At 67.5% G+C, this 26,247-nt stretch carries 24 protein-coding genes and 1 other RNA gene; 12 read left to right on the top strand and 13 right to left on the bottom strand.

The window, feature by feature from the left end; genetic code table 11:
• Window positions 1-60: 60 nt before the first annotated feature.
• The 5 genes from ACVOMM_RS08285 to ssrA form a co-directional block, all read right to left on the bottom strand.
• Window positions 61-765, bottom strand: coding sequence for a PA1136 family autoinducer-binding transcriptional regulator (locus tag ACVOMM_RS08285; RefSeq protein WP_180876301.1), 705 nt, complete (start codon window positions 763-765; stop codon window positions 61-63).
• Between the two features lie 5 nt (window positions 766-770).
• The gene (hchA, locus tag ACVOMM_RS08290; RefSeq protein WP_180876303.1) at window positions 771-1,643 is read right to left on the bottom strand and encodes a glyoxalase III HchA; all 873 of its coding nucleotides are present in this window, start codon (window positions 1,641-1,643) and stop codon (window positions 771-773) included.
• A gap of 125 nt (window positions 1,644-1,768) precedes the next feature.
• A complete protein-coding gene (locus tag ACVOMM_RS08295; RefSeq protein ID WP_481526116.1) occupies window positions 1,769-3,778 on the bottom strand; it encodes an esterase/lipase family protein in 2,010 nt (669 codons plus the stop codon).
• 285 nt (window positions 3,779-4,063) lie between these two features.
• Window positions 4,064-5,563 (bottom strand): S8 family serine peptidase, encoded by a 1,500-nt coding sequence (locus ACVOMM_RS08300; protein ID WP_227255201.1) that lies wholly within the window; start codon window positions 5,561-5,563, stop codon window positions 4,064-4,066.
• Window positions 5,564-5,850: 287 nt separating this feature from the next.
• Window positions 5,851-6,204, bottom strand: a transfer-messenger RNA (tmRNA) gene (gene ssrA / locus ACVOMM_RS08305).
• A gap of 229 nt (window positions 6,205-6,433) precedes the next feature.
• Between ssrA and ACVOMM_RS08310 the strand changes: the two genes are divergently transcribed.
• The gene (locus ACVOMM_RS08310) at window positions 6,434-7,006 is read left to right on the top strand and encodes a hypothetical protein (RefSeq protein WP_053519702.1); all 573 of its coding nucleotides are present in this window, start codon (window positions 6,434-6,436) and stop codon (window positions 7,004-7,006) included.
• Between the two features lie 51 nt (window positions 7,007-7,057).
• On the opposite strand, the gene smpB is transcribed toward ACVOMM_RS08310, so the two are convergent.
• Window positions 7,058-7,561 carry an SsrA-binding protein SmpB gene (gene smpB / locus ACVOMM_RS08315; protein ID WP_019661238.1) on the bottom strand — a complete coding sequence of 168 codons (504 nt, stop codon included), beginning with the start codon at window positions 7,559-7,561 and terminating at the stop codon, window positions 7,058-7,060.
• Window positions 7,562-7,618: 57 nt separating this feature from the next.
• On the opposite strand from smpB, the gene ACVOMM_RS08320 reads away from it, so the two are divergent.
• Both ACVOMM_RS08320 and ACVOMM_RS08325 read left to right on the top strand, forming a co-directional pair.
• Window positions 7,619-8,044 carry a type II toxin-antitoxin system RatA family toxin gene (locus ACVOMM_RS08320; RefSeq protein WP_053519703.1) on the top strand — a complete coding sequence of 142 codons (426 nt, stop codon included), beginning with the start codon at window positions 7,619-7,621 and terminating at the stop codon, window positions 8,042-8,044.
• Between the two features lie 3 nt (window positions 8,045-8,047).
• Window positions 8,048-8,305: an RnfH family protein gene (locus ACVOMM_RS08325; RefSeq protein ID WP_053519704.1), complete on the top strand. Its 258-nt coding sequence runs from the start codon at window positions 8,048-8,050 to the stop codon at window positions 8,303-8,305.
• Between the two features lie 36 nt (window positions 8,306-8,341).
• Here the strand turns inward: ACVOMM_RS08325 and ACVOMM_RS08330 are convergent, their stop codons facing one another.
• On the bottom strand, window positions 8,342-8,734 hold the full coding sequence (locus ACVOMM_RS08330; RefSeq protein ID WP_053519705.1) for an outer membrane protein assembly factor BamE: 393 nt from the start codon (window positions 8,732-8,734) through the stop codon (window positions 8,342-8,344).
• Between the two features lie 103 nt (window positions 8,735-8,837).
• On the opposite strand from ACVOMM_RS08330, the gene fur reads away from it, so the two are divergent.
• Window positions 8,838-9,245, top strand: coding sequence for a ferric iron uptake transcriptional regulator (gene fur, locus ACVOMM_RS08335; RefSeq protein ID WP_053519706.1), 408 nt, complete (start codon window positions 8,838-8,840; stop codon window positions 9,243-9,245).
• A gap of 55 nt (window positions 9,246-9,300) precedes the next feature.
• Here the strand turns inward: fur and ACVOMM_RS08340 are convergent, their stop codons facing one another.
• Window positions 9,301-10,554, bottom strand: a complete 1,254-nt coding sequence (locus tag ACVOMM_RS08340) for an SGNH/GDSL hydrolase family protein (protein WP_053519707.1) — start codon at window positions 10,552-10,554, stop codon at window positions 9,301-9,303.
• Window positions 10,555-10,651: 97 nt separating this feature from the next.
• Between ACVOMM_RS08340 and ACVOMM_RS08345 the strand changes: the two genes are divergently transcribed.
• Window positions 10,652-11,569: a LysR family transcriptional regulator gene (locus tag ACVOMM_RS08345; RefSeq protein WP_053519708.1), complete on the top strand. Its 918-nt coding sequence runs from the start codon at window positions 10,652-10,654 to the stop codon at window positions 11,567-11,569.
• A 43-nt stretch (window positions 11,570-11,612) separates the two neighbouring features.
• Here the strand turns inward: ACVOMM_RS08345 and recN are convergent, their stop codons facing one another.
• Window positions 11,613-13,274 carry a DNA repair protein RecN gene (recN, locus tag ACVOMM_RS08350; protein WP_065175026.1) on the bottom strand — a complete coding sequence of 554 codons (1,662 nt, stop codon included), beginning with the start codon at window positions 13,272-13,274 and terminating at the stop codon, window positions 11,613-11,615.
• Window positions 13,275-13,388: 114 nt separating this feature from the next.
• On the opposite strand from recN, the gene hrcA reads away from it, so the two are divergent.
• The 4 genes from hrcA to dnaJ all read left to right on the top strand — a co-directional run bounded on the left by hrcA (window position 13,389) and on the right by dnaJ (window position 18,485).
• Complete coding sequence (hrcA, locus tag ACVOMM_RS08355) at window positions 13,389-14,453, top strand: heat-inducible transcriptional repressor HrcA (protein ID WP_053519710.1); 1,065 nt, start codon at window positions 13,389-13,391, stop codon at window positions 14,451-14,453.
• 63 nt (window positions 14,454-14,516) lie between these two features.
• A complete protein-coding gene (gene grpE / locus ACVOMM_RS08360; protein ID WP_053519711.1) occupies window positions 14,517-15,032 on the top strand; it encodes a nucleotide exchange factor GrpE in 516 nt (171 codons plus the stop codon).
• A gap of 252 nt (window positions 15,033-15,284) precedes the next feature.
• Entirely contained in the window at window positions 15,285-17,207 is a 1,923-nt protein-coding gene (gene dnaK / locus ACVOMM_RS08365; protein ID WP_053519712.1) for a molecular chaperone DnaK, read from the top strand.
• 153 nt (window positions 17,208-17,360) lie between these two features.
• Window positions 17,361-18,485, top strand: coding sequence for a molecular chaperone DnaJ (gene dnaJ, locus ACVOMM_RS08370; protein ID WP_053519713.1), 1,125 nt, complete (start codon window positions 17,361-17,363; stop codon window positions 18,483-18,485).
• Between the two features lie 61 nt (window positions 18,486-18,546).
• Here the strand turns inward: dnaJ and ACVOMM_RS08375 are convergent, their stop codons facing one another.
• A complete protein-coding gene (locus ACVOMM_RS08375) occupies window positions 18,547-19,344 on the bottom strand; it encodes an AraC family transcriptional regulator (protein ID WP_253118826.1) in 798 nt (265 codons plus the stop codon).
• 72 nt (window positions 19,345-19,416) lie between these two features.
• Here ACVOMM_RS08375 and ACVOMM_RS08380 point away from each other — a divergent pair, with 72 nt between their 5' ends.
• From ACVOMM_RS08380 to ACVOMM_RS08390, 3 genes are all read left to right on the top strand, one after another.
• Window positions 19,417-20,616: an MFS transporter gene (locus tag ACVOMM_RS08380; protein WP_164152967.1), complete on the top strand. Its 1,200-nt coding sequence runs from the start codon at window positions 19,417-19,419 to the stop codon at window positions 20,614-20,616.
• 776 nt (window positions 20,617-21,392) lie between these two features.
• Window positions 21,393-22,301: a pyridoxal kinase gene (gene pdxY, locus ACVOMM_RS08385; protein WP_481526117.1), complete on the top strand. Its 909-nt coding sequence runs from the start codon at window positions 21,393-21,395 to the stop codon at window positions 22,299-22,301.
• Complete coding sequence (locus tag ACVOMM_RS08390; protein ID WP_180876314.1) at window positions 22,298-23,422, top strand: prephenate dehydrogenase; 1,125 nt, start codon at window positions 22,298-22,300, stop codon at window positions 23,420-23,422. The genes pdxY and ACVOMM_RS08390 overlap by 4 nt, the downstream gene beginning before the upstream one ends.
• A gap of 165 nt (window positions 23,423-23,587) precedes the next feature.
• Here ACVOMM_RS08390 and ACVOMM_RS08395 read toward each other — a convergent pair whose 3' ends face one another.
• From ACVOMM_RS08395 to ACVOMM_RS08405, 3 genes are all read right to left on the bottom strand, one after another.
• On the bottom strand, window positions 23,588-23,782 hold the full coding sequence (locus ACVOMM_RS08395; protein WP_053519789.1) for a hypothetical protein: 195 nt from the start codon (window positions 23,780-23,782) through the stop codon (window positions 23,588-23,590).
• 70 nt (window positions 23,783-23,852) lie between these two features.
• Window positions 23,853-25,625, bottom strand: a complete 1,773-nt coding sequence (locus ACVOMM_RS08400) for an ABC transporter transmembrane domain-containing protein (RefSeq protein ID WP_180876316.1) — start codon at window positions 25,623-25,625, stop codon at window positions 23,853-23,855.
• Complete coding sequence (locus tag ACVOMM_RS08405; protein WP_053519787.1) at window positions 25,618-26,214, bottom strand: IMPACT family protein; 597 nt, start codon at window positions 26,212-26,214, stop codon at window positions 25,618-25,620. Before ACVOMM_RS08405 ends, ACVOMM_RS08400 begins: the two co-directional genes overlap by 8 nt.
• Between the last annotated feature and the right edge of the window lie 33 nt (window positions 26,215-26,247).

Consider the following 26,247-nt stretch of genomic DNA (forward strand, 5'->3'; position numbering starts at 1 on the left):
ATTGGCAGGGGAGGGTATGCCGGGATGGGTCATTGGCGTGGCGGCTGCACGGGGGCCCGCTCAGTCTTCGATCTCGCCGCGTCGCGCGGCCGCGCGCACGGCCTGCGCCGTCGTCGCAACGCCCAGGCGCTGGCGCGCGCGGCGCAGATGGTTCTCCACGGTGCGCGCGGACAACCCCAGCGTGGCGGCGATCTCCGCCTGGCGCCGGCCGGCTGCGACCCAGCGCAGAACCTCGCGTTCCCGCGTGCTCAGTTCGCCCAGGGGGCGTTCGGCCGGTGCTTCGGCCAGCCGGCGGGCAGCGCGGAATGCTGCTGTGCCGGCAGACTCCAGCAGCAGCCGGGCAGGCGCGGAAGCGTCGATGATCGTTCCGGCGAAACTGATCGCCCCTTCCAGCCCCGTGGTTCCGAACACGGGTACCTGCAGGCCATGCAGGCCGTCGCCGCGGGGGTGCCTGACCACCTGGTAGCGGGCCCCCCTTGCGCCGTCGCGCTTGCTCCAGAAGAACGGGGCATCGCTGTCGAGCACGTGGCGGTTGACCGGGCAGGCATGCAGGTAGCGGGCAAGATCGGTCTCACGCCCTTCGCCCAGCCAGTCGCCCTCGATCCAGTACACGCGGTGTGCGCCGCGTTCCAGCCCGGTGCCGGCCGCAAACACCAGCACGCGATCGTAGCCGAGGGGCGCGGCGATCGAGCGAAGCAGCGCGCCGATCCCGGCGATCGAACGCGCCTGCTCCAGTTCCAGCAGCATCGGCACCAGCGCGGCCACGGTGTTCAGCGACCTGCCAGCGCGTCCAGCAGGGTGCGTGCGGCCAACTGGCCGAGTGCATTGCCGGCCAACGGACTATCGCCTGTCAGCAGCAGGCGATCCTGCAGCACGCTGCCGTCAATACCCTCGTTGACGATCTGCACGCCCTGCTGCGCGAGCTTTTCACCGAAGAACCACGGCAGTTGCCCGGGCATGTAGCCGATGTCCGGCGTCTGCCGGTCCATCGCATCGGGGAAGGCGCAGATGCGGTAGCCACGGAACAGCGAATCACCGCCCGCTTCATCGATCCCGGCAGCCAACAGCGCTGCAGGGCCGTGGCAGAGCGTGATGATGTAGCGCTGCTGTGCCATCGCCCAGTGCAGCGCCTTGCTGACCGCGCGGCTCTCCGGCAGGCCGATCAGTGCACCATGCCCGCCCGGAATGAAGATGGCTGCATAGTCCGACGCCGCGTCCAGCGAGGCCACGATGTCATCCAGCACCTTCGGCTGGCGGAACAGCGCCTGGTAACGTTCGTACAGACCGCCGATGTCGCGGTCCTCGCCGGGGAACGCCCACCATTCGAACTTCACGGCGTTGCCGGACAGGGTTGCCACATCGAAGTCGAAGCCGGCCTTGTCCAGGTGATACATCGGCAGCAGCGTTTCGACCGGGTGATTGCCGGTGGAGAACAGGTGGCCGTTGGCGGTCGGCAGGTAGCGCTCATCGGCGCCGATCATCAGTATCTTCCAGCGGCCATCCCGGCGTGCGTCGGCATAGTCCGCGCCGGACAGATTGCTGGTGGGTGACGTGAACTGCGAGAGCGACCAGGGCGAGGGAAAGAAGGCATCGCGCTCGGCCGGATCGGGACGGGGTTGGCGGCTGAGGTCCTGGGTGTTCATGTGGCTGGCCTGCTGTCGGGGAGGTGCGGCCAGCATAGGAGGCACTGTGCGTACGTGCGATGAGGGATTTCCCGCAACGGCTGAACCGCCGTCCCGGCTGGTGGCGGAACGGCGATCAGCCTGCGCTATTCATCGCGCCGGTCGTGTGCCTGCATGTCTTCATGCAGGATGCGCCTGAGCTCGACGATGGCGGGCGTGGCTTCCTGCACGCTGTGACCGGACACGATCACCTTCTCCGATTCGGCACCCGGCAGGTGCGAACTCCAGTAGGGCACCAGTCCGTCGCTGGTCTGCTCCAGCGGTCCATCGGCCTTGGCGCGCGCGATGATGGAGTGGTAGCGCACGCTCGGAGACATCGGCAGATCGGCGACGGCCTTGACGAAGGGGTCATCCTTGTCGAGATTCTGGATGCTGTTCATCTGGTAGCCGTGCTTGCCGTCGTCGCGATCGACGTGGCCGTCGTTGGCGATCGTCGCCACGTCCTCCAGCACGGTCAGTGGCAGCCGCACCAGACGGCCGATCCAGCGCCCGAGGCGGGTGCCGGCGACGTCGGTGCCGCGATGCGGTGTGGCAATGAATACCACCCGTGAAATCTCCGGCTCCGGCTTGAACGTGAGCACCGGCGCGCCGCGGGTGCGCAGCAGCTCGCGCTGTGCCGGCGTCATCTGCGCGGTTGCCAGCAGGGTCTCGACCAGATGGTCGCCGGACGAAGACACCATCAGCCGCGAGATCACTCCGCCCATGCTGTGCCCGACCAGCACCATGTCATGCGAGGCCGCGGCCTTTCCGGTGGGATCGAAGTGCTGCAGCACATCGGCCAGCATGTGGCGGATCGCATCGTGGCTCATCGCGATGGGCATGTTGGTCGGGTAGTAGAACTGCCACACCTGGAAGTCCCGGCGGATCTCATCGTCGCGCATCAGCTCGTTGGCGACGTTGACCCATGCCTCCGGGCTGCTTGCCAGGCCGTGGATCATCAACAGCACGCGGCGCTTCGGGTCGTAGGGCTGCATCATGTACAGATGCGGCGTATCGATGCCGCCCTTGCTCCCGAATAGCGAGCGCAGCGATTGCCGGCTGAAGTTGGAGCGTGCGAGCCACAGCGCGTAGCCTGCCGTGAAGTTGGCCGCCAGTGGCACCTGCTGGCCATGCAGGGTGACTTCCGAAACCTGGTAGGGATCGTGGATCTCCACCTCCGGCTCGTCGTCGTGCAGCACTTCCCACAGGTTGTCGCCGGAGAACCGCAGCAGCACTGACATCGAGGGTGAAGGCATTTCGCTCCAGCTGCGCTGTACCGGCGCAGCGGCGCTGGCCGCGGCAGCAGGCGTGTCCACGTCGCTGCCGGGATCATCCATCACCGCCACCAGCTCGGCGCCGAAGCCATCCCGGCGATGCACGCTGCGCAGGGTGCCGGTGAACGAGAGCGCTGCGGCGGGAACCAGTTCCCTCGGCGTACGCTCGTCCAATGGCGAGCCGTCGTCCGATGGCGCCAGCACAAAGGTCCATCGTCCCAGCTGGAAGCGGCTGGTGTCGCTGTGCACCCGGCCGGTAGCGTAGGCCTCGAACAGCTGCACGGAGGCTTCCTGCACGGCCAGGTTGTAGTAGTCCCGCACCTGCGTCTGGCGATCCTCGAAACCCCGCTGGTTGGCGGTGCGCTCGGTGAAGAACAGATAGGCGTAGGCCTGCCGCGCAACCTGCATCCACGCATCCAGACGCGGCTGAAACCCGGCGTCCAGTTCGGTGACCACGGCCTTGGCGCGGCCTTCCGCGGAGTACTCGCGCTTGGGGGCGGGCAGGGTCAATGCGTACTGCAGCCAGAGTTCGGCCAGGGCCGAGCGCTTGTCTTCCTCGCGTACGACGATGCTGGCCTCCATTGCATCGATGCAGGGCGGACCGGGCTTGGCGCAGACACCCTCGTCCAGACCGGCCACGCGCAGGGTTTCCAGGGTGGCCGAGCTGAGCTTGCCGGTGGTGAGGATGTCACCGCGCTTGAGCGCGATGTACTGGCCGGGGGTAACCGAGGCGACCTGCACCGAGGGCCCGAACTGGCGCAGGGTGGCGCAGCCGCTCAGCGCCAGCAGCAGGGTGAAGACGAGAGCCGTGCGGCCGACGATGCCCATTCCCGTGGTTGCCATACGATCCTCCTGCGCGGTCGCGCCACTCTAGCGGGAGGCATGTCAAGGCGGAAGCGGCGTGCGCCGGTTCCTTCAGCGGCCGGTCGTCAATCGTCCAGATCGCTGTTGCGGATTGCCAGGACCACCGCAGCAGTACATGCCAGCACACCGAGCAGGAAGCCGATGGCCATGCCGTCGAACCAGTTCATGGGTTTCGTGCCGGGAATGTGGGAGAAGGTGGCCTGTGGATCTGACCGGCGGGCAACGCATGGCGCAGCGGCTGTGGCGCGCCGCTGCGCCCGGGCCTCAGTTGCTGGCCTCCCTGACAGCTTCTGCGGCGTCGATGATGCCTGGACCGCAACCGCCCGGGCAGTTGGCCGCCGCGATCGGATGGGCGGTGCGGCGCAGGATGTCCTTGACCTGGCTGGTGGTCTTCGGCACCGGTGCCACCGCCTGCATCAGCGCGACGACGCCGGCCACGTGCGGTGCCGCCATCGAGGTGCCGGACATGAAGTCAAAGGCATTGTTGCCCACCGTGGACAGAACGCCCTGCGCCGGATGCTGGCGGGTCGGTGCGCAGTTGGTCGAGTTCGGCGGTGTGGCCAGGGGCAGGAACTCGCCCACCGAGGCGCGGCACGACCACGTCTCGCCACCGGGCGCGGTGATATGGATGCCTGCGCCGTAGTTGGAGTAGAACGCGCGGCGCCCGCCCTGGTCGTTCGCGGCTACCGCGATCACGCCGTTGCAGTTCGCCGGTGCGAACTCGGACACATCGAGGTTGCTGTTGCCCGCCGCGACCACCACGAGGGTGCCGGTGGCCGTGATGTCGTCGATCGCATCCTGCTCGGCCGGCGAGCAGGGCCGACGGCCGCCCAGGCTGAGATTGATGACCTCGGCCGGGTTGGCATTGGCGGGAACACCCGGCACAGCGATGCCAGCGCTCCAGAGCATGCCGTCGATGATGTCATCCGAGCCGCCATTGCCCTGGTTGCCCAGCACGCGTACGGGTACGACCTTCGCGTTGTAGGCCACGCCTGCCACGCCGATCTGGTTGTTGGTTACCGCCGCGACGGTTCCCGCAACGTGGGTGCCGTGCGCGATGCCCGAGGCATCGAAGGCATCCGCATCGCGGCCATCCCCATCGTCGGAACCGCCACAACCGGGATTCAGCCCGCCCAGGATGCACTGCAGATTGCTGAACGGCCGGGTGGAGGAAATCATGTCGTAACCTGGCAGCAGGTTCGGCTGCAGGTCGTTGTTGTCGAGATAGCCCGAATCGATCACCGCCACCACGACCCCTTGGCCGGTGGAGCGATCCCATGCCGCCGGCACGCGTGCGCCACTGACGGGATTGCTGTAGTGCCACTGTTCGGCGTAACGCGGATCGTTGGGCGTGGCGAACGCACTCATCATGAAGTTCGGCTGCACGTATTCGACGTCCGGGTCGTCGGCGATGCGCTGCATCAGGATCTCGGCCTCCGGACGATCCAGTGCCTTGTCTGTCCTGATCACATCGGCGCCGCCACCCATGCGGCGCTGATGCGCCACCGCCGCAGCCTGCGCCGCACCCACCGAGCGCTTGCTGCGCTGCTGCACGCCCAGGCGCTGTTTCAGCGCATCCTGGGCGGTGTCGGCAGAGACACGTTTGCGGCTGCCATCGCGGTACTTGACGATGAAACTGCTGTACTGCTGGTTGTTGTCCATGCCCCGTGTCCACACCCGTTCGGTGGATTGGGCGAAGGCAGGGGCACTGGCCAGGACCAGGGTGATGGCACTGGCAAGGGAAACCCGAAGCGACGTACGCATGAATACAGTTCCTTTGTGAAAGGTGCGATGAGCCGGTCGTGCCCTGGGGGCTCGACTGGAGATGAAGGGGGTATGTCCGTGCGGTCTCCTTTCTGATGGCGACCTTGAACGAACGGCTTCGCAGACCGTTCTCCCCCAGTGCGGGGGTAGGAAATTTCTGAACCGATTTACCGATGTCGAGATCGACACGCGCGGCGAACGGTGTATACCGCAGGCAATAAAAAAGCCCGGAGATCCCCTTCTGGCGGGAATGTCCGGGCTTCTCCGGTCCTTGAAGGACCGCTCGTTGGTGGAGGTGGGCGGAATTGAACCGCCGTCCGAAGGCACTCCATCCCCAGCACTACATGCTTAGCTCGCCGTTGAATCTCGTCCCCGAACAGCACGGCGTGCAAAGCGCATCCGGGAACCAGCCTGTTGTGTTCTAGTGCCGGACTGACAGGCAGCCGTCCAGCGCGATTCCATGATAGTGACTCTACACCGCGAGCATGGACACAAGCGGTTTCGAGGCTTAGGCCTTAAGCGGCCAGAGCGTAGTTGTCGTCGTTGGCAACTAGAGTTTTGCAGCTGGATTTACGAGGAAAGCTACCCCCTCGGCATGCGCCAGGCGACTTCACAACCCCCGTCGAAACCAATGCACCCCCGGTTTCTACAGTGCTGCAAGGTACAGGGCCGATTCCGTGTCACCACGGGCAGGGCCTGCCCAACGGTTGTCATGCTACGGCAAAACAGCTGAACAGTCACCTCGCGCGGCCGGTCAATCCGCAACATGTTGTACTGCCTGTGTCATAGCGGATTGCTAACGTCTCCGGCACGGATTTGCGACACACTGGTCGTGACCATCCAGGGCAGGACAGAAACGGGAGACTGTGGGTGACCGACGCGATGCAACAGCGCAGCCTGCGCCAGCTGGTGGGCCCGGTCGGGGCCGACTATCAGCGACGGGCGTTGCCTCCCGGTTGGGTCTGGGCGCTGCTGGCGGTGCTGCTGGCGGCGACCTGGCTGACCGAACTGCCGGCCACCGCAGCGGTGGCGCTGGTCGCCAGCGCAGTGGTGGTGCATTGGCCGCAGCGTGGGCGCACCCATTGGCTGGGCTGGCGGCTGCCGGCGCTGGCGGTACTGGCGGCGTTGCTGTGGGGGCCGGACGTGCTGGCGCAGTGGTTCGAGCACGGCCTGGCGCTGACCTTGATGACATTGGCCAGCCTCAGCATCGGCGTTCACGTGTGGCAGTCGCGGCAGCTGGCGCGCCAGCTGCAGGGTGCAGCCGATGCGCTCGACGATACGCAACTGCTGGCCCTGCTGCCGGCCGATGCAGCCCAGCTCGCCCAGCAGTGGCGGGCGGGCGATGATCGCCACGCGCCGGAACTGGCGGTGGTGATGCACCTGGCCGTGATGCACGCGGCCCTGGCGCCGCGCGCGCGCGGGCAGGGCATGCTGGCCGGTTGATGGCCCGGGCCGCCGGGCATCGCCCGGCGCCACATGGCGGCGGGGCCTGCCTCAGGCGTCGCGGTTGCCGCGCCGCATCACCCGCTGCTTCTCGATCGCCCAGTCGCGATCCTTGGCCGCATCGCGCTTGTCGTGGTTCTGCTTGCCCTTGGCCAGCGCGATCTCGAGCTTGATCTTGTTCTTGCTCCAGTACATCGCGGTCGGCACGATCGTATAGCCATCACGCTCGACCTTGCCGATCAGCTTGTCGATCTCGTTCCGGTGCAGCAGCAGCTTGCGCTCGCGCCGATCCTCGGCCACCACGTGGGTGGAGGCCTGGATCAACGGAGTGATCTGTGCGCCGATCAGGTAGATCTCGCCACGCTTCACGTAAGCGTAGGCGTCGATGATGTTGCCGCGCCCCGCCCGGATCGACTTGACCTCCCAGCCCTGCAGGGCGAGCCCGGCCTCGAAGCGCTCTTCGATGTGGTACTCGTGGCGGGCACGCTTGTTCAGCGCGATGGTTTTGTTGGCCGTCGCGCTCTTTGCTTTATCCTTGCCGCTGTTCTTGCTCATTTCCGTATTGTCTCCGATTCGGGCCCGCCCGGTCGATTGCCGAAACGTCCCGTATACATGCCTACTATCCGCCGCAGCGCCCTGGTCGAACATTCGGCCGCGCGCATGTTCGACCTGGTCAACGACGTCCAGGCTTATCCGCGCCGCTTCCGCTGGTGCTCCGATGCCCGCATCCTGGAGCAGGGCGAGGACCGGCTGGTGGCGCGTCTGGACCTGGGCCTGGGTTCGTTCAGTACCTGGTTCCAGACCGAGAACACCCTGCAGCGCCCGCACAGCATCGACATGCAGCTGCGCGACGGTCCCTTCAAGCAGCTTCATGGCCGTTGGGAATTCCACGCGCTGGCCGAAGACGCCTGCAAGGTGACGCTGACCCTGGAATTCGAACCCAGCTCACGGCTGCTGGGCCCGGCGCTGGCGATCGGCTTCCAGGGTCTGGCCGATCGCATGGTCAACGATTTCGTCCGGGTCGCCGACGAGGACTGAGCGATGATCGAGGTCGAGGTGGTGCTTGCCTGGCCGCAGCGGGTGCTGTCACGCCGGTTGCAGCTGGAAGAGGGCGCCACGGTTGCCGATGCGATCGCCGCTGCCGCTCTTGAGGGCAGTGCCGGCTGCCCGGCTGCCGCCGTGCATGGTGTGCTGGCCCGCCCGCAGCAGGCACTGCTGGATGGGGACCGGGTCGAACTGCTGCGCCCGCTGCAGGCCGATCCCAAGGACAACCGCCGGCGTCGCGCGCTCGGCGGTTGAGGGCCAGGGCCCGTCCGTCGGAACGGGCCGGCGGCCTCAGCGGCCCTTCTTCTTCTTGTCCTTCGGCAGGTTGCGGCCGAACTGGCGGACGGTCTGCTGGGCCAGCGCCTTGTCGTTGGCCGGGAAATAGTCACCCTCCCAGCGCGTCACGGCGTCGTTCTCGAAATACACGGTGAAGTTCTTCACTTCCGTGCGGCCGAGACGGTCGACCCGCTGGCTGGAGGTGTAGTCCCAGCGCTGGGCATGGAACGGGTCCGGCACGGAGGGCGTGCCCAGCAGCGCGTTCACCTGCTGCTTGCTTTGCCCGACCTGCAGCTTGGCCACGGCATCTTCCCGGATCAGGTTGCCCTGATAGATGGGTTGCTTGTAGATGATGCCGCACCCGGTGGTGGACAGGGCGACGGCGGCGACCAACAGGAGATTGCGCATCGGGACTGGCGGTTGGGGAAATCGAACCGATGATACACTCCCGGCGTGCCACCGCGACCCAATCCGAGGCAGCTGGCGCTAAATCGCCAATGAACGGAGACCTATGGAAACCCACGACCTGCGTAAAGTCGGCCTGAAGGTAACCCATCCACGGATGCGGATCCTGGCGCTGCTCGAGCAGCGCACTGCCCAGCACCACATGACCGCCGAAGACATCTACCGCCAGCTGCTGGAGCATGGTGACGAGATCGGCCTGGCCACGGTGTACCGGGTACTGACCCAGTTCGAGGCTGCCGGCCTCGTGCTCAAGCACAATTTCGAAGGCGGCCAGGCCGTCTATGAACTGGACCGCGGCGGCCATCACGATCACATGGTCGATGTGGACAGCGGCAAGATCATCGAGTTCGAAAGTACCGAGATCGAGGAACTGCAGCGCAAGATCGCGGCCGATCACGGCTATGAGCTGGAAGAACACTCGCTGGTGCTGTACGTGCGCAAGAAGCGCAGATAGGCCCCCCCTGCGTGCCGGTTGCGACGAGACCCCGGGCTGGCCCCGGGGTTTTTCGTCAGCGCGGCGGAGTGACCGCCGGGTGCGATGGCGGCATCAGCATCCGCAGATCCACGGCCTCGGCCATGGCCCGGTTGCCGGCATCGCCCGGATGCAGATGGTCGCCTGAATCGTAGGCGGCGGCCATCCGTGAGGGATCGGCGGGGTCGCGCAGCACTGCATCCAGGTCGATCACCGCATCGAATGGGCTGTCCTGCCGCAGCCAGGCATTGAGCTGCTGGCGCAGTGCGTCCTTGTCCGGCTGGTAGTAGTCGTCCAGCGGGGTGCCGGGCAGGGCGCCGGCGAACGGCGGCAGGGTTGCGCCGACAATGCGCAGTCCATGGCGATGGGCCTGTCCGGCCAGGCTGCGATAGCCGGCCTGCAGTTCGGCGAGCCCGGGCCGGTCCTGGCCGCGCGCGAACGCTGTGCCCGGCCAGCTGATGTCGTTGATGCCGATCAGCACGATCACACTGGCGACACCGGGCTGGTCGAGGACATCGCGCGGGAAGCGGGCCAGGGCGGATTCCCCCATGCCGTCGCGCAGCAGGCGTCCGCCGGAGATGCCGGCGTTGACCACTGCGATTCCCTGCGGTGCCAGCCGTGCGGCGAGATGGTCGGTCCAGCGCTGGTCCTGGTCGAGGCTGGCCGTTGCGCCATCGGTGATCGAGTCGCCGATCACCACCACGCTGCGCGCGCGGGCTGCGGTTTCGACGTCGATGCCGGACAGCAGCAGGCGGGCCGTGGTGCTGCGGGCCCCGTCCAGGTCCGCAGCCAGGCTCTGGTCACCCGGCGCGATCCAACTGGTCTGCCGGCCCTCCCAGTGGAACGTCCGCAGCGGCGTGGGCTGTGGCAGATGGATGCTGACCTGCAGCGACTGAAGGTTGCGCGTGGGCAGTGGCAGCGCGTCGCTGAGCCGGTCCTGGCCAGGCGCGATCAGCACGCCGGGCTGGCCATCGAAGGTCAGCGCCTGCGGCACCTCGCCCGGATGTGCCGCCAGGGTGGCCCGGCCCACCCGCAGTGGCTGTGTCCCGTAGGCGTTGCTCAAGCGGACACGCAGGCGCGAGCCGCCCAGGCTGATGCGGACGGTCTGGCGGAAGGTCTGGTCGGCCAGCTCTGCGGGGATCAGCGTCGGAAACAGGAAGTCTGCCTGCCAAACCGGTTGTGGACTGGCTTGCCAGCTGGCCACCCAGTGCCGGGGAGGGGCGGCCGTGGCGCTGGCTGCTGCGGACAGGGTGAGCAGGGCAGCGGTGGTCAACGTGCTCAGGCGGTTCATCGGAAGGGTCCCTCGGAAGGAGGGGCCATGGTGTCCCTGCCGCTTTCTGTGAACTAGACTGCGCCTGGATAATCATCTGTGAACTGGATTCATCACCATGGCGCGACCCGACATCAATCGCTCCGGCGAGCTGGAAGTGTTCGTGAGGGTGATCGAAACCGGCGGATTCTCCGCGGCGGCCCGCAGCCTGGACATGACGCCCTCGGCGGTCAGCAAGCTGGTGGCGCGGCTGGAGCAGCGGCTGGGCACGCGCCTGCTGCAGCGATCCACCCGCCAGCTGCAGCTGACCCCGGAGGGCTGCGCCTTCTACGAGCGCGGGCTGCGCGTGCTTGCTGACCTGGAAGAGGCCGAGCGCTGTGCGAGCGCGCATGCCGAACCGCGCGGGCGGCTGCGGGTGAATGCCAACGTGCCCTTCGGCCAGCATTTCCTGCTGCCATTGCTGCCCATGTTCCTGCAGCAGCACCCGCAGGTGGGGGTGGACCTGACCCTGACCGATGAAGTGATCGATCTGCTCGAGCAGCGCACCGATGTGGCCGTGCGGGCCGGTCCGCTGAAGAGTTCCAGCCTGGTGGCACGACGGTTGGGGGCGACGCGGATGATGATCGTGGCCTCACCCGGCTATGCGCAGCGACACGGTCTGCCTGGCAACGTCGACGACCTGCAGACGCACAACCGGCTGGACATCGGCCATGCGCGGGCGATGCAGGGGTGGCCGCTGCTGCAGGGCGGCCAGGTGCTGCGCGTGCCCACCAGCGGCAATGCGCGCGCCAGCAACGGCGATGCCCTGCGGCAGCTGGTGCTGGGAGGGCTCGGGCTGGCCCGGCTGGCCGCGTTCCAGGTCAGGGACGACATAGCGGCCGGGCGGCTGCTGCCGGTGCTGGAAGAGGCCAATCCCGGCGATCTGGAAGAGGTGCACGCGGTATTCCTGGGGCAGGGTGGCTATCTGCCGCTGCGGGTGCGTGCGTTCCTGGATTTCCTGGTGGAAAAGGTGGATCTGGCGCGGCCGCTGGGGTGAACCTGCGGTGGGACGGACCGGGCGTCGCTCGACGCCGCCGGCGTCAGACCTGCAGCAGCTTGCGGGCGGCCGCGCGCGCTTCCTTGCTCACTTCGACGCCACCGAGCATGCGTGCCAGTTCTTCCTCGCGTGCCTTGAGGTCCAGCTTCTCCACCGCACTCTGGGTCATGCCTTCCACCGGTGCCTTGCTGACCCGGTAGTGGGCATGGCCCTTGGACGCGACCTGCGGCAGGTGGGTCACGCACAGCACCTGGCGCTTCTCGCCAAGGGCGCGCAGTTTCTGGCCGACGATGTCGGCCACCGCGCCACCGATGCCCGAGTCGACTTCGTCGAACACCATCGTCGGCACGGCGTCCAGGTCGAGCGCGGCCACTTCGATTGCCAGCGAGATGCGCGACAGTTCGCCACCCGAGGCCACCTTGCGCAGGGCGCGTGGTGGTTGACCGGCGTTGGCCGCGACCAGGAACTCCACGCGTTCGGCGCCCTGCGGGTCGGGCTTGCCGCCGTCCTGGGGTTCCAGCTCGATCAGGAACTGGCCGCCGCCCATGCCCAGCTCGGCGATGATGCCGGTGGTGGTGGTCGACAGCGCGGCCGCCGCACTGCGCCGGCTTGCGCTCAGTGCTTCGGCCTGCACCCGCCAGGCGGCCGCGGCCTTGTCGATCTCGCCGGCCAGGCGCTGCAGCCGCTCGTCGGCGCCGCGCAGCTGCTCCACTTCGGCATGCATGCGCTCGCGCTGCGCGCCCAGTTCGTCCATCGGCACGCGATGCTTGCGCGCAAGGTCGTGCAGGCGGCCGAGACGGCGCTCGTTCTCCTCGAACTGCTCGGGGTCGGCATCCAGGTCGTCGTGCACGCGGTCGAGCAGGGACAGGGCTTCGTGCAGCTGGATCGACGCGTTTTCGATCAGGCTGTCCACCTCGCCCAGGCGCGGGTCGTGTTCGATCAGCCGGGCCAATTCGTGCCGAACCTGCTGCAGCTGATCCAGCGCCGAGCTGCCCTCGTCGCCGTTGAGCTGGTTGCTGGCGGCCTGGCAGGCGGTCAGCAGCGCGCTGGCATGGGCCTGGCGCCGATGGCTGGCGCCCAGCGCGAGGATCGATTCGGGCTCCAGATCCTCACGGTCCAGTTCGCGCAGCTGATGCTCGAGGAAACCGATACGGTCACTGACGTCGCCCTGTTGCGACAGCGCCAGGGATTCATCGACCAGTGCCTGCCAGGCGGCTGCGGCGCGGCGGACCTGACGGCGCTCTTCCTCGTTGCCGGCATAGGCATCGAGCAGGGCCAGCTGGGAAGGACGCGCCAGCAGGGCCTGCTGTTCATGCTGGCCGTGGATTTCCACCAGCAGCGCGGCCAGTTCGCCCAGCTGGGCGAGGGTGACCGGGCGGCCGTTGATCCAGGCCCGCGAACCGCCGTCGGCGCGGATCACGCGGCGCAGCTGGCACTGGTCCTCATCGTCCAGCTCGTTGTCGGCCAGCCACTGGCGTGCGGCCTGCAGATGCTCCAGCGCGAACTCGGCCGACAGCTCGGCGCGGGCGGCACCGTGGCGGACCACGCCGCTGTCGGCGCGCAGGCCGGACAGGAAGCCCAGCGCGTCGACCATCAGCGACTTGCCGGCGCCGGTCTCGCCTGAAACCACGGTCATGCCAGGCCCGAATTCAAGTTCGGTAGCGCGGACGACGGCGAAATCCTTGATCGATAGGTGTCTGAGCATGGGTCTGGGGGTAGCTGAGCCGCGCAACGCTAGCATGCGCACGCGGGCGGTCCAATGGCTTGCCAAGGTGATCCGGCGCCATTATCTAGTCTCCGTGTCTCACAGGTTGATTCCATGCACGGTTCCGCCGACCAACTCGCCCCGCGCGCGCGCCATCTGCTGCGCACGCTGATCGCGCGCCACATCCAGGATGGTGAGCCCGTGGGCTCGCAGACGCTGGCGCGCGTGGCCGGGCTGGAAGTCAGTCCGGCCACTATCCGCAACATCCTCGGCGACCTGGAGGACCTGGGCCTGCTGGCGTCGCCGCATACCTCCGCCGGGCGGATCCCGACCGCGCATGGCTACCGGGTGTTTGTCGACAGCCTGCTGCAGATGCAGCCGCCGGGCGAGGGCGAGCTGGCCCGCTTGCGCCAGGAACTGGCCGGTGGCGGCAGCACCCAGGCCCTGCTCGGCAGTGCCTCCGAGCTGCTGTCGGCGATGAGCCACTTCGTCGGCGTGGTCAGCGCGCCGCGGCGCGAGCAGTTCGCCTTCCGCCAGATCGATTTCGTGGCGCTGGACGGCCGCCGGGTGCTGGCGATCCTGGTGTTCGCCGACAACGAGGTCCAGAACCGGGTGATCGAAACCCGCCAGGACTTCGCCCCGGGCCAGCTGGAGCAGGTCGCCAATTACCTCAACGCCCATTTCGCCGGGCTGCCGCTGGCGGAGATCCGGGCGCGCCTGCTGCTGGAGCTGCGCGATGCCCGTTCCGAGCTGGAGCAGCTGCTGGCGCACAGCATCGAACTGGCCGAGCAGGCCCTGCAGCCCGCGGCCGACGACATGCTGGTGGCGGGCCAGACGCGCCTGATGGGGGTCCAGGACCTGTCCGACCTGGAGCGCCTGCGCGAACTGTTCGAGCTGTTTTCCAGCAAGCGCGAGATCCTGCAGCTGCTGGAGCGGACCATCCAGGCCCCGGGCGTGCGCATCTTCATCGGCGAAGAGACCGGGATGATGCCGCTGCAGGGCGTTTCGCTGGTGACCGCCCCGTATGCGGCCAACGGGCAGGTGCTGGGCGTGCTGGGGGTGATCGGGCCGAAGCGGATGGCCTACGACCGCATGATCCCGCTGGTACAGGCCACCGCCGACGTGCTGGGGGCGGCCTTTTCACCGACCGGACGCGGATCCGGTGCCGCGGACGCTTGAAACGCAGCATCCCGCCCACACTAGGGTGGGTGGAGGCGGGGAGTGACCGCCAGGGACCCAGACATGAACCACGAACATCCAGATTTCGAATCCCAGCAGAGCGCCGCCGACGCGGCCGCCGCAGCAGGCGTCAATGACGAAGTGGAGCGCCTGCGCGCGGAAGTCGAGCAGGTCAGGGCCGATGCGCTGCGTGAGCGCGCCGACCTGGAGAACCAGCGCAAGCGCGTGGCCCGCGACATCGAGCAGGCCCGCAAGTTCGCCAACGAGAAGCTGCTGGGCGAACTGCTGCCCGTGTTCGACAGCCTGGATGCCGGCCTGAAGGCCGCCGGCGACGACCCGCACCCGCTGCGCGAGGGCCTGGAGCTGACCTACAAGCAGCTGCTGAAGGTCGCCGCCGACAACGGCCTGGTCCTGATTGACCCGACCGGCCAGCCGTTCAACCCGGAGCACCACCAGGCGATCAGCCAGGTGCCGGCCCCGGACGCCGCCCCGGGCAGCGTGGTGACCGTGTTCCAGAAGGGCTATCTGCTCAACGAGCGCCTGCTGCGGCCGGCGCTGGTGGTGGTGGCCGCCGACTGAGCGGTCGATCCGGGAGCGGCCGGGGGTGGGGGGGGCCGCCGACTGCGCGGGCGATCCGGGAGCGGCCGCCGGGCATGGCCCGGCGCTACCCCCGGATCGTCATCGCCGGGCCATGCCCGGCGAACCTTGAACGGCTGAACACAGCGTTCGGGAGATGGCTTGAATGTTCCACGAGCCTCCCCCACATCCCATTCATCCACCGGCCGAGCGGCCGGACTGACATCCACACAGCATTTCTCAGGAGTCTCCCCCATGGGCAAGATCATTGGTATCGACCTCGGCACCACCAACTCGTGCGTGGCGATCATGGACGGCGGCAAGGCCCGCGTCATCGAGAATTCGGAAGGCGATCGCACCACCCCGTCGATCGTCGCCTACACCAAGGACGGCGAAGTCCTGGTCGGTGCCTCGGCCAAGCGCCAGGCGGTGACCAACCCGAAGAACACCTTCTACGCGGTGAAGCGCCTGATCGGCCGCAAGTTCACCGACGCCGAGGTGCAGAAGGACATCGCCCACGTCCCGTACAGCATCCTCGCCCATGACAATGGTGATGCGTGGGTGGCTACCAGCGACGCCAAGAAGATGGCGCCGCAGGAAATCTCGGCCAAGGTACTGGAGAAGATGAAGAAGACCGCCGAGGACTTCCTCGGTGAGAAGGTCACCGAAGCGGTCATCACCGTGCCGGCCTACTTCAACGACAGCCAGCGCCAGGCCACCAAGGATGCTGGCCGCATCGCGGGCCTGGACGTCAAGCGCATCATCAACGAGCCGACCGCGGCCGCGCTGGCCTATGGCCTGGACAAGGGCGACAACAAGGATCGCAAGATCGTTGTGTACGACCTGGGCGGCGGTACCTTCGACGTCTCGGTGATCGAGATCGCCAACGTCGACGGCGAGAAGCAGTTTGAAGTGCTGGCCACCAACGGCGACACCTTCCTGGGCGGCGAAGACTTCGACAACCGCGTCATCGAGTACCTGGTGGAAGAGTTCAACAAGGACCAGGGCATCGACCTGCGCAAGGATCCGCTGGCCCTGCAGCGCCTGAAGGACGCTGCCGAGCGTGCCAAGATCGAGCTGTCCAGCGCCCAGCAGACCGAAGTGAACCTGCCGTACGTCACCGCTGACGCGTCGGGTCCGAAGCACCTGAACATCAAGCTGACCCGCGCCAAGCTGGAAGCGCTGGTGGAAGACCTGATCAAGAAGTCGATCGAGCCGTGCCGCGTCGCCCTGAACGATGCCGGCCTGCGTTCGAGCGACATCAGCGAAGTGATCCTGGTCGGCGGCCAGACCCGCATGCCGAAGGTGCAGCAGGCGGTGACCGAGTTCTTCGGCAAGGAGCCGCGCAAGGACGTCAACCCGGACGAAGCCGTGGCACTGGGTGCGGCGATCCAGGGTGGCGTGCTGGGCGGCGACGTCAAGGACGTGCTGCTGCTGGACGTGACCCCGCTGTCGCTGGGCATCGAAACCATGGGCGGCGTGTTCACCAAGATCATCGAGAAGAACACCACCATCCCGACCAAGGCCTCGCAGGTGTTCTCCACCGCCGAGGACAACCAGTCGGCCGTGACCGTGCACGTGCTGCAGGGTGAGCGCGAACAGGCCCGCTTCAACAAGTCGCTGGCCAAGTTCGACCTGTCCGGCATCGAGCCGGCGCCGCGTGGCCTGCCGCAGGTGGAAGTGTCCTTCGACATCGACGCCAACGGCATCCTGCATGTGTCGGCCAAGGACAAGAAGACCAACAAGGAACAGAAGGTCGAGATCAAGGCCGGCTCGGGCCTGTCCGAGGAAGAGATCGCGCGCATGGTCGCCGACGCGGAAGCCAACCGCGAAGAAGACAAGAAGTTCCAGGAGCTGGTGCAGGCCCGCAACCAGGCCGATGCCCTGATCCACGGCACCCGCAGCGCCATCACCGAGCACGGCAGCAAGGTCGGCGGCGATGTCATCGGCAAGGTTGAAGCGGCTCTGGCCGATCTTGAAACCGCGATGAAGGGCGACGACAAGGCACAGATCGAAGCCAAGTCGAAGGTGCTGGAGGAAGCCGGCCAGTCGCTGTTCGCCGCAGCGTCGGCAGAGCAGGGCGGTGCCCCGGGCGCCGATGCCGGCAATGCCGGCAAGGGCAACGACGACGTGGTGGACGCCGAGTTCACCGAAGTCAAGGACGACAAGAAGTCCTGATCCGGACCGACGCGGGACGCTGCCTGGCAGCGTCCCGTTGTCGCATCAGGGTCCTGACCGCCTCCGGCGCGTCGGGGCGCCCGACGCAAGAGCGGACCTGGTTCCGCTCTTCCGCTTTGACGAATCCCGACATTCCGGAAGCCGATTCACGATATGAGCAAGCGCGATTACTACGAAGTGCTGGGCGTGGCCCGCACCGCCAACGAAGAAGAGCTGAAGAAGGCTTACCGCCGCTGCGCGATGAAGTTCCATCCGGACCGAAATCCGGGTGATGCGGCCGCCGAAGCCTCCTTCAAGGAGTGCAAGGAAGCCTACGAGGTGCTGTCCGACGGCAACAAGCGCCGGATGTATGACAGCCACGGCCATGCCGCGTTCGAGCACGGCATGGGCGGGGGCGGTCCGGGTGGTCCGGACATGAACGATATCTTCGGCGACATCTTCGGCAACATCTTCGGTGGTGCCGGCGGCGGTCCGCGCCAGGCACGCCGCGGTGCCGACATCGGTTACGTGATGGAGCTGGACCTGGAAGAAGCGGTGCGTGGCGTCGAGCGCCGCATCGAGATCCCGACCCTGGCCGAATGCGGCGATTGCGATGGCAGCGGCTCGGAAGATGGCAAGGTGGAGACCTGCAACGTCTGCCACGGCCGCGGCCAGGTGCGCATCCAGCGCGGCATCTTCGCCATGCAGCAGGCCTGCCACAACTGCGGCGGCCGCGGCCAGATCATCGCCAAGCCCTGCAAGACCTGCCACGGCAATGGCCGTGTCGAGGAAGACAAGGTGCTGTCGGTGAAGGTGCCGGCGGGCGTCGACACCGGCGATCGCATCCGCCTGGCTGGCGAGGGCGAAGCGGGGCCGGCCGGCACGCCGCCGGGCGACCTGTACGTGGAAGTGCGCGTGCGCGAGCACCCCATCTTCCAGCGCGATGGCGACGATCTGCATTGTGAAGTGCCGATCCGCATCTCGCAGGCGGCGCTCGGCGATACCGTGCGCGTGGCGACGCTGGGTGGCGAAGCGGAGATCCGCATTCCGGCAGAGACCCAGACCGGGAAACTGTTCCGCCTGCGCGGCAAGGGCGTGCGTTCGGTGCGCAGCCGCAGCGAGGGCGATCTGTATTGCCGCGTGGTGGTCGAGACGCCGGTCAACCTGACCAACGACCAGCGCAGGCTGCTGGAGCAGTTCGAGGCCACCTTCGTCGGTGAGGAAGCGCGCAAGCACTCGCCGAAGTCCGCCACCTTCATGGACGGCGTGAAGGGCTTCTGGGACCGGATGACGTCCTGAATTTTCAACGCAAGCGTTGAACGGTAGCGCCGGGCCATGCCCGGCGTTTCTGTGCCTCGGGTCAGCGGAAGAACGCCGCCGGGGTCTGCCCCAACTGGCGCTTGAACATGCTGGTGAACGCGCTGGGGCTGTCGTAGCCCATCGCCAGTGCGACATCGATGACCTTCTCGCCGGTCGCCAGCCGTTCCATTGCCGCCAGCAGCCGCGCCTGCTGCCGCCACTGGCCGAAGGTCATGCCCAGTTCGTTGGCGAAGTGGCGCTGGATGGTTTTCACATCCACTTCCAGTGACTGCGCCCAGTCCTGCAGCGTGGCGTCATCGCCGGGGTGCTTCTGCAGGTGCTGGCAGATCCGCTGCAGGCGCGGATCGGCAGGCGCGGGCAGGTGCAGCGGCAATACGTCCATGCGATGCAGCTCGTCCAGCAGAAGGCGCACCAGGCGGCCATCGCGGCTGTCTTCGATGTGCTCGCCCTTGATCAGGGTGGCTGCCTGCAGCAGTTCGCGCAGCAGCGGTGCCACCTGTACCGCGAACGGTTCGGCCGGCAGTTGCGGGGCGAATGACGGGTCGATGTACAGGCTGCGCATGTGCACGGCGGCAATGCAGTCCACCGCATGCACCATGCCGGCCGGCATCCAGATCGCACGGGTGGAGGGCACGACCCAGCGACCGACTTCCGAGCGCACCACCATCAGCCCGGAGATGGCATAGACCAGCTGGTGGCGCTGGTGCTTGTGGCCTGCGATATGGGTGCCGGCCGGGTACTGGGTAACCCGGTAGGTGACCGGGCGATGCAGCGGCACATCGCGCCACGGCGCAGCCGGATCGACGTCACCGCCAATGTCCTTTTTGCGATAGGCCATGACCCGAACGCGGCAGAAGGGAGGGGAAGGCAACCGTAGCATGCGGAACCGCCCTCAAATCTGACTGCGTCCATGTCGACTCTGGCTTCCCCTGCAACGACCTCCCGCCCGGTGGCGCCCGGCGTACTGGCCGCCATCTCCACCTCGCATGTCGTCAACGACATGATGCAGTCGCTGATCCTGGCGATCTATCCGGTCATCAAGGGCGGCTTCAATCTCAGCTTCACCCAGATCGGCCTGATCACGCTGACCTACCAGCTCACCGCGTCGATCTTCCAACCGCTGGTGGGGATGCATACCGACCGCCATCCAGCGCCGTACTCGTTGCCGATCGGCATGGCCTCGACGCTGTGCGGGATGCTGCTGCTCGGCTTCGCGCCGAACTATGCGATGGTCCTGATGGCCGCCGCGCTGGTCGGCATCGGATCGGCGATCTTCCACCCGGAAGCGTCGCGCATCGCACGGCTGGCGTCCGGCGGGCGCCATGGCTTCGCACAGTCGGTGTTCCAGGTCGGCGGCAACTTCGGTACCGCGCTGGGGCCGCTGATTGCCGCCGCCGTGATCGTGCCGTACGGCCAGCATGCGGCCTCATGGTTTGCCGGTGCTGCGCTGGTCGGCATCGCCCTGCTGACCTATGTGAGCCGCTGGTATGCGCTGCACCTGGGCGCACCCCGCCCGGCCGGCGTGGCGGCGGTGGCGTCGCGGCATCCTCCGCGCACCGTGGCCAAGGTGCTGGCGATCCTGCTGGTGCTGATCTTCAGCAAGTACTTCTACATGGCCAGCATCGGCAGCTACTTCACCTTCTACCTGATCCACCATTTCGGCATTCCGGTGGCGCAGGCGCAGCTGCACCTGTTCGCGTTCCTGGTGGCTTCGGCGGCGGGTGGCTTCCTGGGCGGTCCGCTGGGCGATCGCATCGGCCGCAAGCCGATCATCTGGACCTCGATCCTGGGTGTGGCGCCGTTCGCACTGGCGTTGCCGCATGCGGATCTGCTGTGGACCACGGTGCTGGCGGTGCTGATCGGTTTCGTGTTGTCGTCTGCCTTCTCTGCCATCGTGGTCTATGCGCAGGAGATGATGCCGCACCGGATCGGCATGGTGTCGGGCCTGTTCTTCGGTTTTGCGTTCGGCATGGGCGGCCTGGGCGCGGCGGTGCTGGGCCTGCTGGCGGACAGGACCAGCATCGAATACGTCTATCACCTGACGGCGTTCCTGCCGCTGCTCGGCATCGTGGCGGCATGGCTGCCGCCGTCGCGGCCTGCTGCTCACTGAGGGAGGGTGGGTTTGCAGGGCTTGCAGCCCTGCACCTGCAGAGGCAACGGCAACAACCGAAGCGCGCTATCCGTGGATTGGCGGGGGGGGGGGGGGGGGGGGGGGGGGGGGGGGGGGGGGGGAGGGGGAGAGGAGAGGGGGGGGGCGGCCCGAGGACCCCCCCCCCCCCCACCCCCCCCCCCCCCCCCCCCCCCCCCCCCCCCCCCCCCCCCCCCCCCCCCCCCCCCCCCTTCGGTGGTTTTCCGCGATCTGTCGGAACAGCACTCTGCTCTGGTAGGTGTCGACCTTGGTCGACACGGTAGATCCACGCCATGCGTGGATGAATTCATTCGATATCTGACAGATGTGTCGACCAAGGTCGACACCTACCAACAACCGCGCGCAACAACAGCCGCAGTTACCAACAGCCGCGTGAACCTGTCGAAGGTGGGGCGGTGTGGGTGGTCAGGACCGTTGGCGCCATGGATGGCGCCATCGAGCCCCCATGGATGGGTTTACGGCGTGTCCTGACCCCCCCCCCCCCCCCCCCCCCCCCCCCCCCCCCCCCCCCCCCCCCCCCCCCCCCCCCCCCCCCCCCCCCCCCCCCCCCCCCCCCCCCCCCCCCCCGCCCGCCCCCCCCCCCCCCCCCCCCCCCCCCCCCCCCCCCCCCCCCCCCCCCCCGCCACCCCACGGAATGCCGCTTTGGCTTTGGCTTTGGCTTCGGCCGTTGCCGTTGCATTGAGCAGGTGCAGGGCTGCAAGCCCTGCCGAAAACCCCCTTGGGCGTAGAATGCGGCCATGAGCGAATCCCTTGACAACCACCTGGTCCACGGCCGCCGCCAGCGGCCCGACGGCCCGTCGCCGATCGATGTCATCTCGGTCCAGTCGCAACTGGTCTACGGCCATGCCGGCAACAGCGCCGCCGTACCGCCGATGCGCGCGCTCGGCGTGCGCGTAGCTGAAATTCCGACCGTGCTGCTCAGCAACGCGCCGTTCTACGACACCACCCGCGGTCGCGTGCTGCCCGCCGACTGGTTCGCCGATCTGTTGCTGGGCACCCACGAGCGCGGCCTGCCGCAGCGGGCGAAGATGCTCGTCTCCGGCTACTTTGGCAGCACGGCCAACGGTGCCACCTTCGCCGATTGGCTGGACGACATCCTGCCGGCCTGCGCGCAGCTGCGTTACTGCCTGGATCCGGTGATCGGTGACACACACACTGGCCCCTACGTGGAACCGGGACTGGAAGCGATCTTCGCCGAGCGCCTGTTGCCGCATGCCTGGCTGGTGACCCCGAACGCCTTTGAACTGAATCGCCTGACCGGCATGCCGGCACTGGCCGAGGCCGACGCCATCGCCGCCGCGCGTACGCTGCTGGCGCGTGGTCCGCACTGGGTGATCGCGCACAGCGTGGGTGGCACGCCGGGCGAGCTGGTGACGCTGGCGGTGGGACGCGACGAGACCTGGCGTTGGACCTCGCCGCTGCTGCCGGTGGACGTGGCCGGGACCGGCGACGTACTGATGTCGCTGGTGGTGTCGTTCCTGCTGCGGGGAGAGTCGATGCAGCAGGCGATCTCGCGTGCCATCGCGGGTACCCATGCCGCCCTGGAGGCCACGCTGGCCAATGGTTTCGAGGAGTTCGACGTGATTGCCGCGGCGCCCGCCGCACTGGCCGAAGGCACGCGCTTCCGCGCTGAACGCGTGGCATGACGGCAGTGCAGCACTTTGCGCCGCGCACGATCGGCATCGTCGGCAGTGCCGGCGCCTACGGGCGCTGGCTGGGCCGCTTCTTCGAGCAGCAGATGCGACTGCAGGTGATCGGCCACGATCCGGCCGATGCTGCTTCGCATACACCGGAGCAGTTGCTGGCCGAGGCCGATGTACTGGTGTTCTCTGCACCGATCCGGCATACGCCGGAACTGATCGCCGAATACGTGCGCCGCTCGGCGGGTCGTGAACGCGGGCGCCTGTGGCTCGATGTCACCTCGGTCAAGGACGCGCCGGTACAGGCGATGCTTGCCTCACAGGCCGAAGTGGTCGGCCTGCACCCGATGACCGCGCCGCCGAAAGCCCCCACGTTGAAGGGCAGGGTGATGGTGGTCTGCGAAGCGCGACTGCAGCACTGTCGGCCTTGGCTGGATGCGCTGTGCGTGGCGCTGCAGGCCGAGTGTGTGCGCGCCACGCCACAGCACCATGACCAGATGATGGCGCTGGTGCAGGCGATGGTGCATGCCACGCATCTGGCCCAGGCCGGCGTGCTGCGGGAATATCAGCCGCAACTGGGGACACTGGAAGCGATGCTTCCCTATCGCTCGGCGTCGTTCGAACTGGATACCGCGATCATCTCGCGCATCCTCTCGCTGAATCCGGCGATCTATGAGGACATCCAGTTCGGCAATCCGCATGTCGCGCCGATGCTGGAACGCCTGGTCGGCCAGCTGCGCATGCTGCAGGCCCAGGTGGACCAAGGCGACGACATGGCGCGCGGTGCGTTCCGCGAGCAGATGCTGGCGGCGAACCAGGCCGCCTTCGGCGCGCCTGCACTGGCCTCGGGAAACTATACCTTCGAGCGGGTGGGCTACCTGCTGGCCGATCTGACCGAGCGCAACGCCGTGTCGGTCCACCTGCCGGAAGATCGCCCGGGCTCACTGCGTGAACTGCTGAACATCTTCGAGCAGCACGGCATCAGCCTGGCTTCCATCCATTCCTCGCGCACGCCGGGCGGGGAAGTGCATTTCCGCATCGGCTTCGTCGCCGGCAGTGATCCCCGTGCCCTGGCCGACGCAGCGGCCGCCGTGGATGCCAGCGGAATCGGACGGGTACTGGCGTAGTGCATTCATCCACAGGGGATGTGGATGAATTCTGCGCAAACATGTGGATAACACTGCTCATGCCTTGCCAGCACAGGCTGTCAAGATCTGTGGCGAAAAACTGACCAGGGTGCTGCCGGTGGGGCCGGGCTACGCCCGGCGGCCCTGCGATTGACCCGCGCGACGCTAGATGGTCAGCCGCAGTTCGCCGCCACTGGTGCTGAACTCGCGGCCATTGCGCACCAGATGACGCCCGTCGTCGAGCTCGTAGCGCGGGGTGGCTTCGGAATGATGCCCGCTGCCATTGGCCTCGGGCTTGAACTCGATGATGATATGGCTCTCGCCATTGCTGTCGACTGCGGGAAACTGACGGAACGACATCGTCCACCTCCTTCAGCGGATGCTGCTTCTGCGCGGCCAGCTTGGCGCCAGAGGTGTTAGCCGACCGTCATCAATCGATGAACTGCAGTCGCGCCAGCTCCGCGTACAGACCCCCTTCAGCCAACAACTGTGCGTGCGTGCCTTCGGCGACGATGCGCCCCTGGTCCATGACCACGATGCGGTCGGCCTTGAGCACGGTTGCCAGACGGTGTGCGATGACCAGCGTGGTGCGGCCCGCCATCAGGCGCTCCAGCGCCTGCTGTACACCGTACTCGCTCTGCGCGTCGAGCGCGCTGGTGGCTTCGTCCAGCAGCAGGATCGGCGCATCCTTCAGCAGCGCGCGGGCGATCGCCACGCGCTGCTGCTGCCCGCCGGACAGGCGCGCGCCGCGCTCGCCCAGCTCACTGTCATAACCCTGCGGCAACGCACGCAGGAAGCCATCGGCCTCAGCGGCACGAGCCGCTTCTTCGACTTCGGCATCGCTGGCCTGCAGGCGGCCGTAGCGGATGTTGTCGCGGGCGCTGGCGGCGAACAGCGTCGGTTGCTGCGGCACCAGGGCCAGCTGGGCGCGCAGGTCGGCGGGATCGACCTCGCGCACATCGATGCCGTCCACGCAGATGCGGCCGTTGGCCGGGTCATGGAAGCGCAGCAGCATCGACAGCACCGTGCTCTTGCCGGCACCCGAGGGACCGACCAGGGCCACGGTCTCGCCGGGGCGCACATGCAGGCTGAAGTGGTCGAGCGCGGCCTGGTCCGGTCGCAGCGGGTAGTGGAACACCACGTCATCGAACTGGATCTCGCCTTGCAGCGGCTGCGGCAGCGCGCGTGGATGCGCGGGCGCGCGGATCTCGACATCCTCCTGCAGCAGTTCGCCGATCCGGCCCATGCCGCCGGCAGCGCGCTGGAGTTCGTTCCAGACTTCGGCCAGAGCGCCCACCGAGCCACCGCCGATCAGCGCATACAGCACGAACTGGCCCAGGGTGCCGGCACTGAGGCGGCCCTCGATGACATCGTGGGCGCCCAGCCACAGCACGCCGACAATGGCACCGAAGATCAGCAGGATGGCACTGGCGGTGACCAGCGACTGTGCGCCGATGCGCCGGCGTGCGGCCCGGATCGCATCGCCCAGCGCCAGGTCGAAGCGGCCGCGCTCGTAAGGCTCGCGCGCATGTGCCTGCACCGTGCGGACGGCACCGAGGGTCTCGCTGGCCAGGCTGTTGGCGTCGGCGATGCGGTCCTGGCTGCTGCGCGCGACGGTGCGCAGCTTGCGTGCGCCGATGATGATGGGCAGTACCGCCAGCGGGATGCCGAGCAGCGACCACGCCGCCAGGCGCGGACTGGTCACGAACAGCATCGCCAGGCTGCCGACCACCGTCACGCTGCTGCGCAATGCGACTGACATGGTCGAGCCCACCACGCTGCGCAGCAGCTCGCTGTCGGCGGTCAGGCGCGAGACCAGTTCGCCGCTGCGGCTGCGGTCATGGAAACCGGCACCCAACTGGATCAGGTGCCCGTACAGACGGCTGCGCAGGTCGGCAACTACCTTCTCGCCGAGCAGCGACACGAAGTAGAAGCGTGCGGAGGTGGCGATCGCCAGCACTACCGCCACCAGCATCAGCAGGGCAAACGCCCGGTTGATCTGGCCGCCGCTGCTGAAGCCGTGGTCGATCATCTGCTTGACGGCCGGAGGCAGGCTGAGGGTGGCGGCCGAGGAGACGGCCAGCGCCAGCAGCCACGCGGCGAACAGGCCACTGTGCCGGCGCACGAACGGCCACAGCGTTCGCAGGCTGCCGAGGCGGCGCAATGGCGGGGTCGCGGCGGCCGCGTCGTCCTTGTCAGTCATCCTGGTCGTCATCTCGGATACGGATACGGTCACGGGTGGCGTCTCGCAGGCGGATTTTCAATGCGTCGGCCTGGTCGGCGGGTAATTCGATCCGCAGGCGCACGCCTTCAGCGTCGAACTGTTCATCCTGCTTCTCGGCGGAGAATGCGGGCAGGGCCGCATGCAGGGTACCCAGGTCCTCGAAGCCGGCCAGCAGCTGCAGCCGTGCCATCGCCACCAGCGGCAGCCGCGGTGCCGTGCGCAGACACTCGGCGGCGGTACCGCCGTAGGCGCGGACCAGACCGCCGGCGCCGAGCTTGATACCCCCGTACCAGCGGATCACCACCACCATGACCCGGTCGAAGCCCTGGCCATCGATGGCGGCCAGGATCGGCCGGCCGGCAGTTCCCGCCGGCTCGCCATCATCGCTGGAACGATACTCCTGTCCATGCCGGTAGGCCCAGCAGTTGTGCGTGGCGTCGGCCACCATCACCCGCTGCAGGAACGACATCGCCGCCGCCGCGCCATCGATGGGCGCGGCATGGGCGATGAAGCGGCTGTGCTTGACTTCCAGCGTGTGGCTGACGGGCTGGGCGAGGGTATCGGGCATTCCCTTCATTCTACGGGGTTGCCGCCCCCATGC

It is taken from the genome of Stenotrophomonas sp. STEN009, from assembly GCF_056760395.1.

What these genes read in the sequence shown, in the direction of transcription:
- dnaJ (WP_053519713.1), top strand. Translation starts at nt 17,361, where the DNA reads ATGAGCAAGCGCGATTACTACGAAGTGCTGGGCGTGGCCCGCACCGCC.
- ACVOMM_RS08395 (WP_053519789.1), bottom strand. Translation starts at nt 23,782, where the DNA reads ATGTCGTTCCGTCAGTTTCCCGCAGTCGACAGCAATGGCGAGAGCCAT.
- ACVOMM_RS08330 (WP_053519705.1), bottom strand. Translation starts at nt 8,734, where the DNA reads ATGCGCAATCTCCTGTTGGTCGCCGCCGTCGCCCTGTCCACCACCGGG.
- hchA (WP_180876303.1), bottom strand. Translation starts at nt 1,643, where the DNA reads ATGAACACCCAGGACCTCAGCCGCCAACCCCGTCCCGATCCGGCCGAG.
- ACVOMM_RS08375 (WP_253118826.1), bottom strand. Translation starts at nt 19,344, where the DNA reads ATGGCCTATCGCAAAAAGGACATTGGCGGTGACGTCGATCCGGCTGCG.
- ACVOMM_RS08345 (WP_053519708.1), top strand. Translation starts at nt 10,652, where the DNA reads ATGGCGCGACCCGACATCAATCGCTCCGGCGAGCTGGAAGTGTTCGTG.
- ACVOMM_RS08390 (WP_180876314.1), top strand. Translation starts at nt 22,298, where the DNA reads ATGACGGCAGTGCAGCACTTTGCGCCGCGCACGATCGGCATCGTCGGC.
- fur (WP_053519706.1), top strand. Translation starts at nt 8,838, where the DNA reads ATGGAAACCCACGACCTGCGTAAAGTCGGCCTGAAGGTAACCCATCCA.
- ACVOMM_RS08295 (WP_481526116.1), bottom strand. Translation starts at nt 3,778, where the DNA reads ATGGCAACCACGGGAATGGGCATCGTCGGCCGCACGGCTCTCGTCTTC.
- grpE (WP_053519711.1), top strand. Translation starts at nt 14,517, where the DNA reads ATGAACCACGAACATCCAGATTTCGAATCCCAGCAGAGCGCCGCCGAC.
- ACVOMM_RS08405 (WP_053519787.1), bottom strand. Translation starts at nt 26,214, where the DNA reads ATGCCCGATACCCTCGCCCAGCCCGTCAGCCACACGCTGGAAGTCAAG.
- pdxY (WP_481526117.1), top strand. Translation starts at nt 21,393, where the DNA reads ATGAGCGAATCCCTTGACAACCACCTGGTCCACGGCCGCCGCCAGCGG.
- ACVOMM_RS08400 (WP_180876316.1), bottom strand. Translation starts at nt 25,625, where the DNA reads ATGACTGACAAGGACGACGCGGCCGCCGCGACCCCGCCATTGCGCCGC.
- ACVOMM_RS08380 (WP_164152967.1), top strand. Translation starts at nt 19,417, where the DNA reads ATGTCGACTCTGGCTTCCCCTGCAACGACCTCCCGCCCGGTGGCGCCC.
- ACVOMM_RS08320 (WP_053519703.1), top strand. Translation starts at nt 7,619, where the DNA reads ATGCCTACTATCCGCCGCAGCGCCCTGGTCGAACATTCGGCCGCGCGC.
- hrcA (WP_053519710.1), top strand. Translation starts at nt 13,389, where the DNA reads ATGCACGGTTCCGCCGACCAACTCGCCCCGCGCGCGCGCCATCTGCTG.
- dnaK (WP_053519712.1), top strand. Translation starts at nt 15,285, where the DNA reads ATGGGCAAGATCATTGGTATCGACCTCGGCACCACCAACTCGTGCGTG.
- smpB (WP_019661238.1), bottom strand. Translation starts at nt 7,561, where the DNA reads ATGAGCAAGAACAGCGGCAAGGATAAAGCAAAGAGCGCGACGGCCAAC.
- ACVOMM_RS08300 (WP_227255201.1), bottom strand. Translation starts at nt 5,563, where the DNA reads ATGCGTACGTCGCTTCGGGTTTCCCTTGCCAGTGCCATCACCCTGGTC.
- ACVOMM_RS08325 (WP_053519704.1), top strand. Translation starts at nt 8,048, where the DNA reads ATGATCGAGGTCGAGGTGGTGCTTGCCTGGCCGCAGCGGGTGCTGTCA.
- recN (WP_065175026.1), bottom strand. Translation starts at nt 13,274, where the DNA reads ATGCTCAGACACCTATCGATCAAGGATTTCGCCGTCGTCCGCGCTACC.
- ACVOMM_RS08340 (WP_053519707.1), bottom strand. Translation starts at nt 10,554, where the DNA reads ATGAACCGCCTGAGCACGTTGACCACCGCTGCCCTGCTCACCCTGTCC.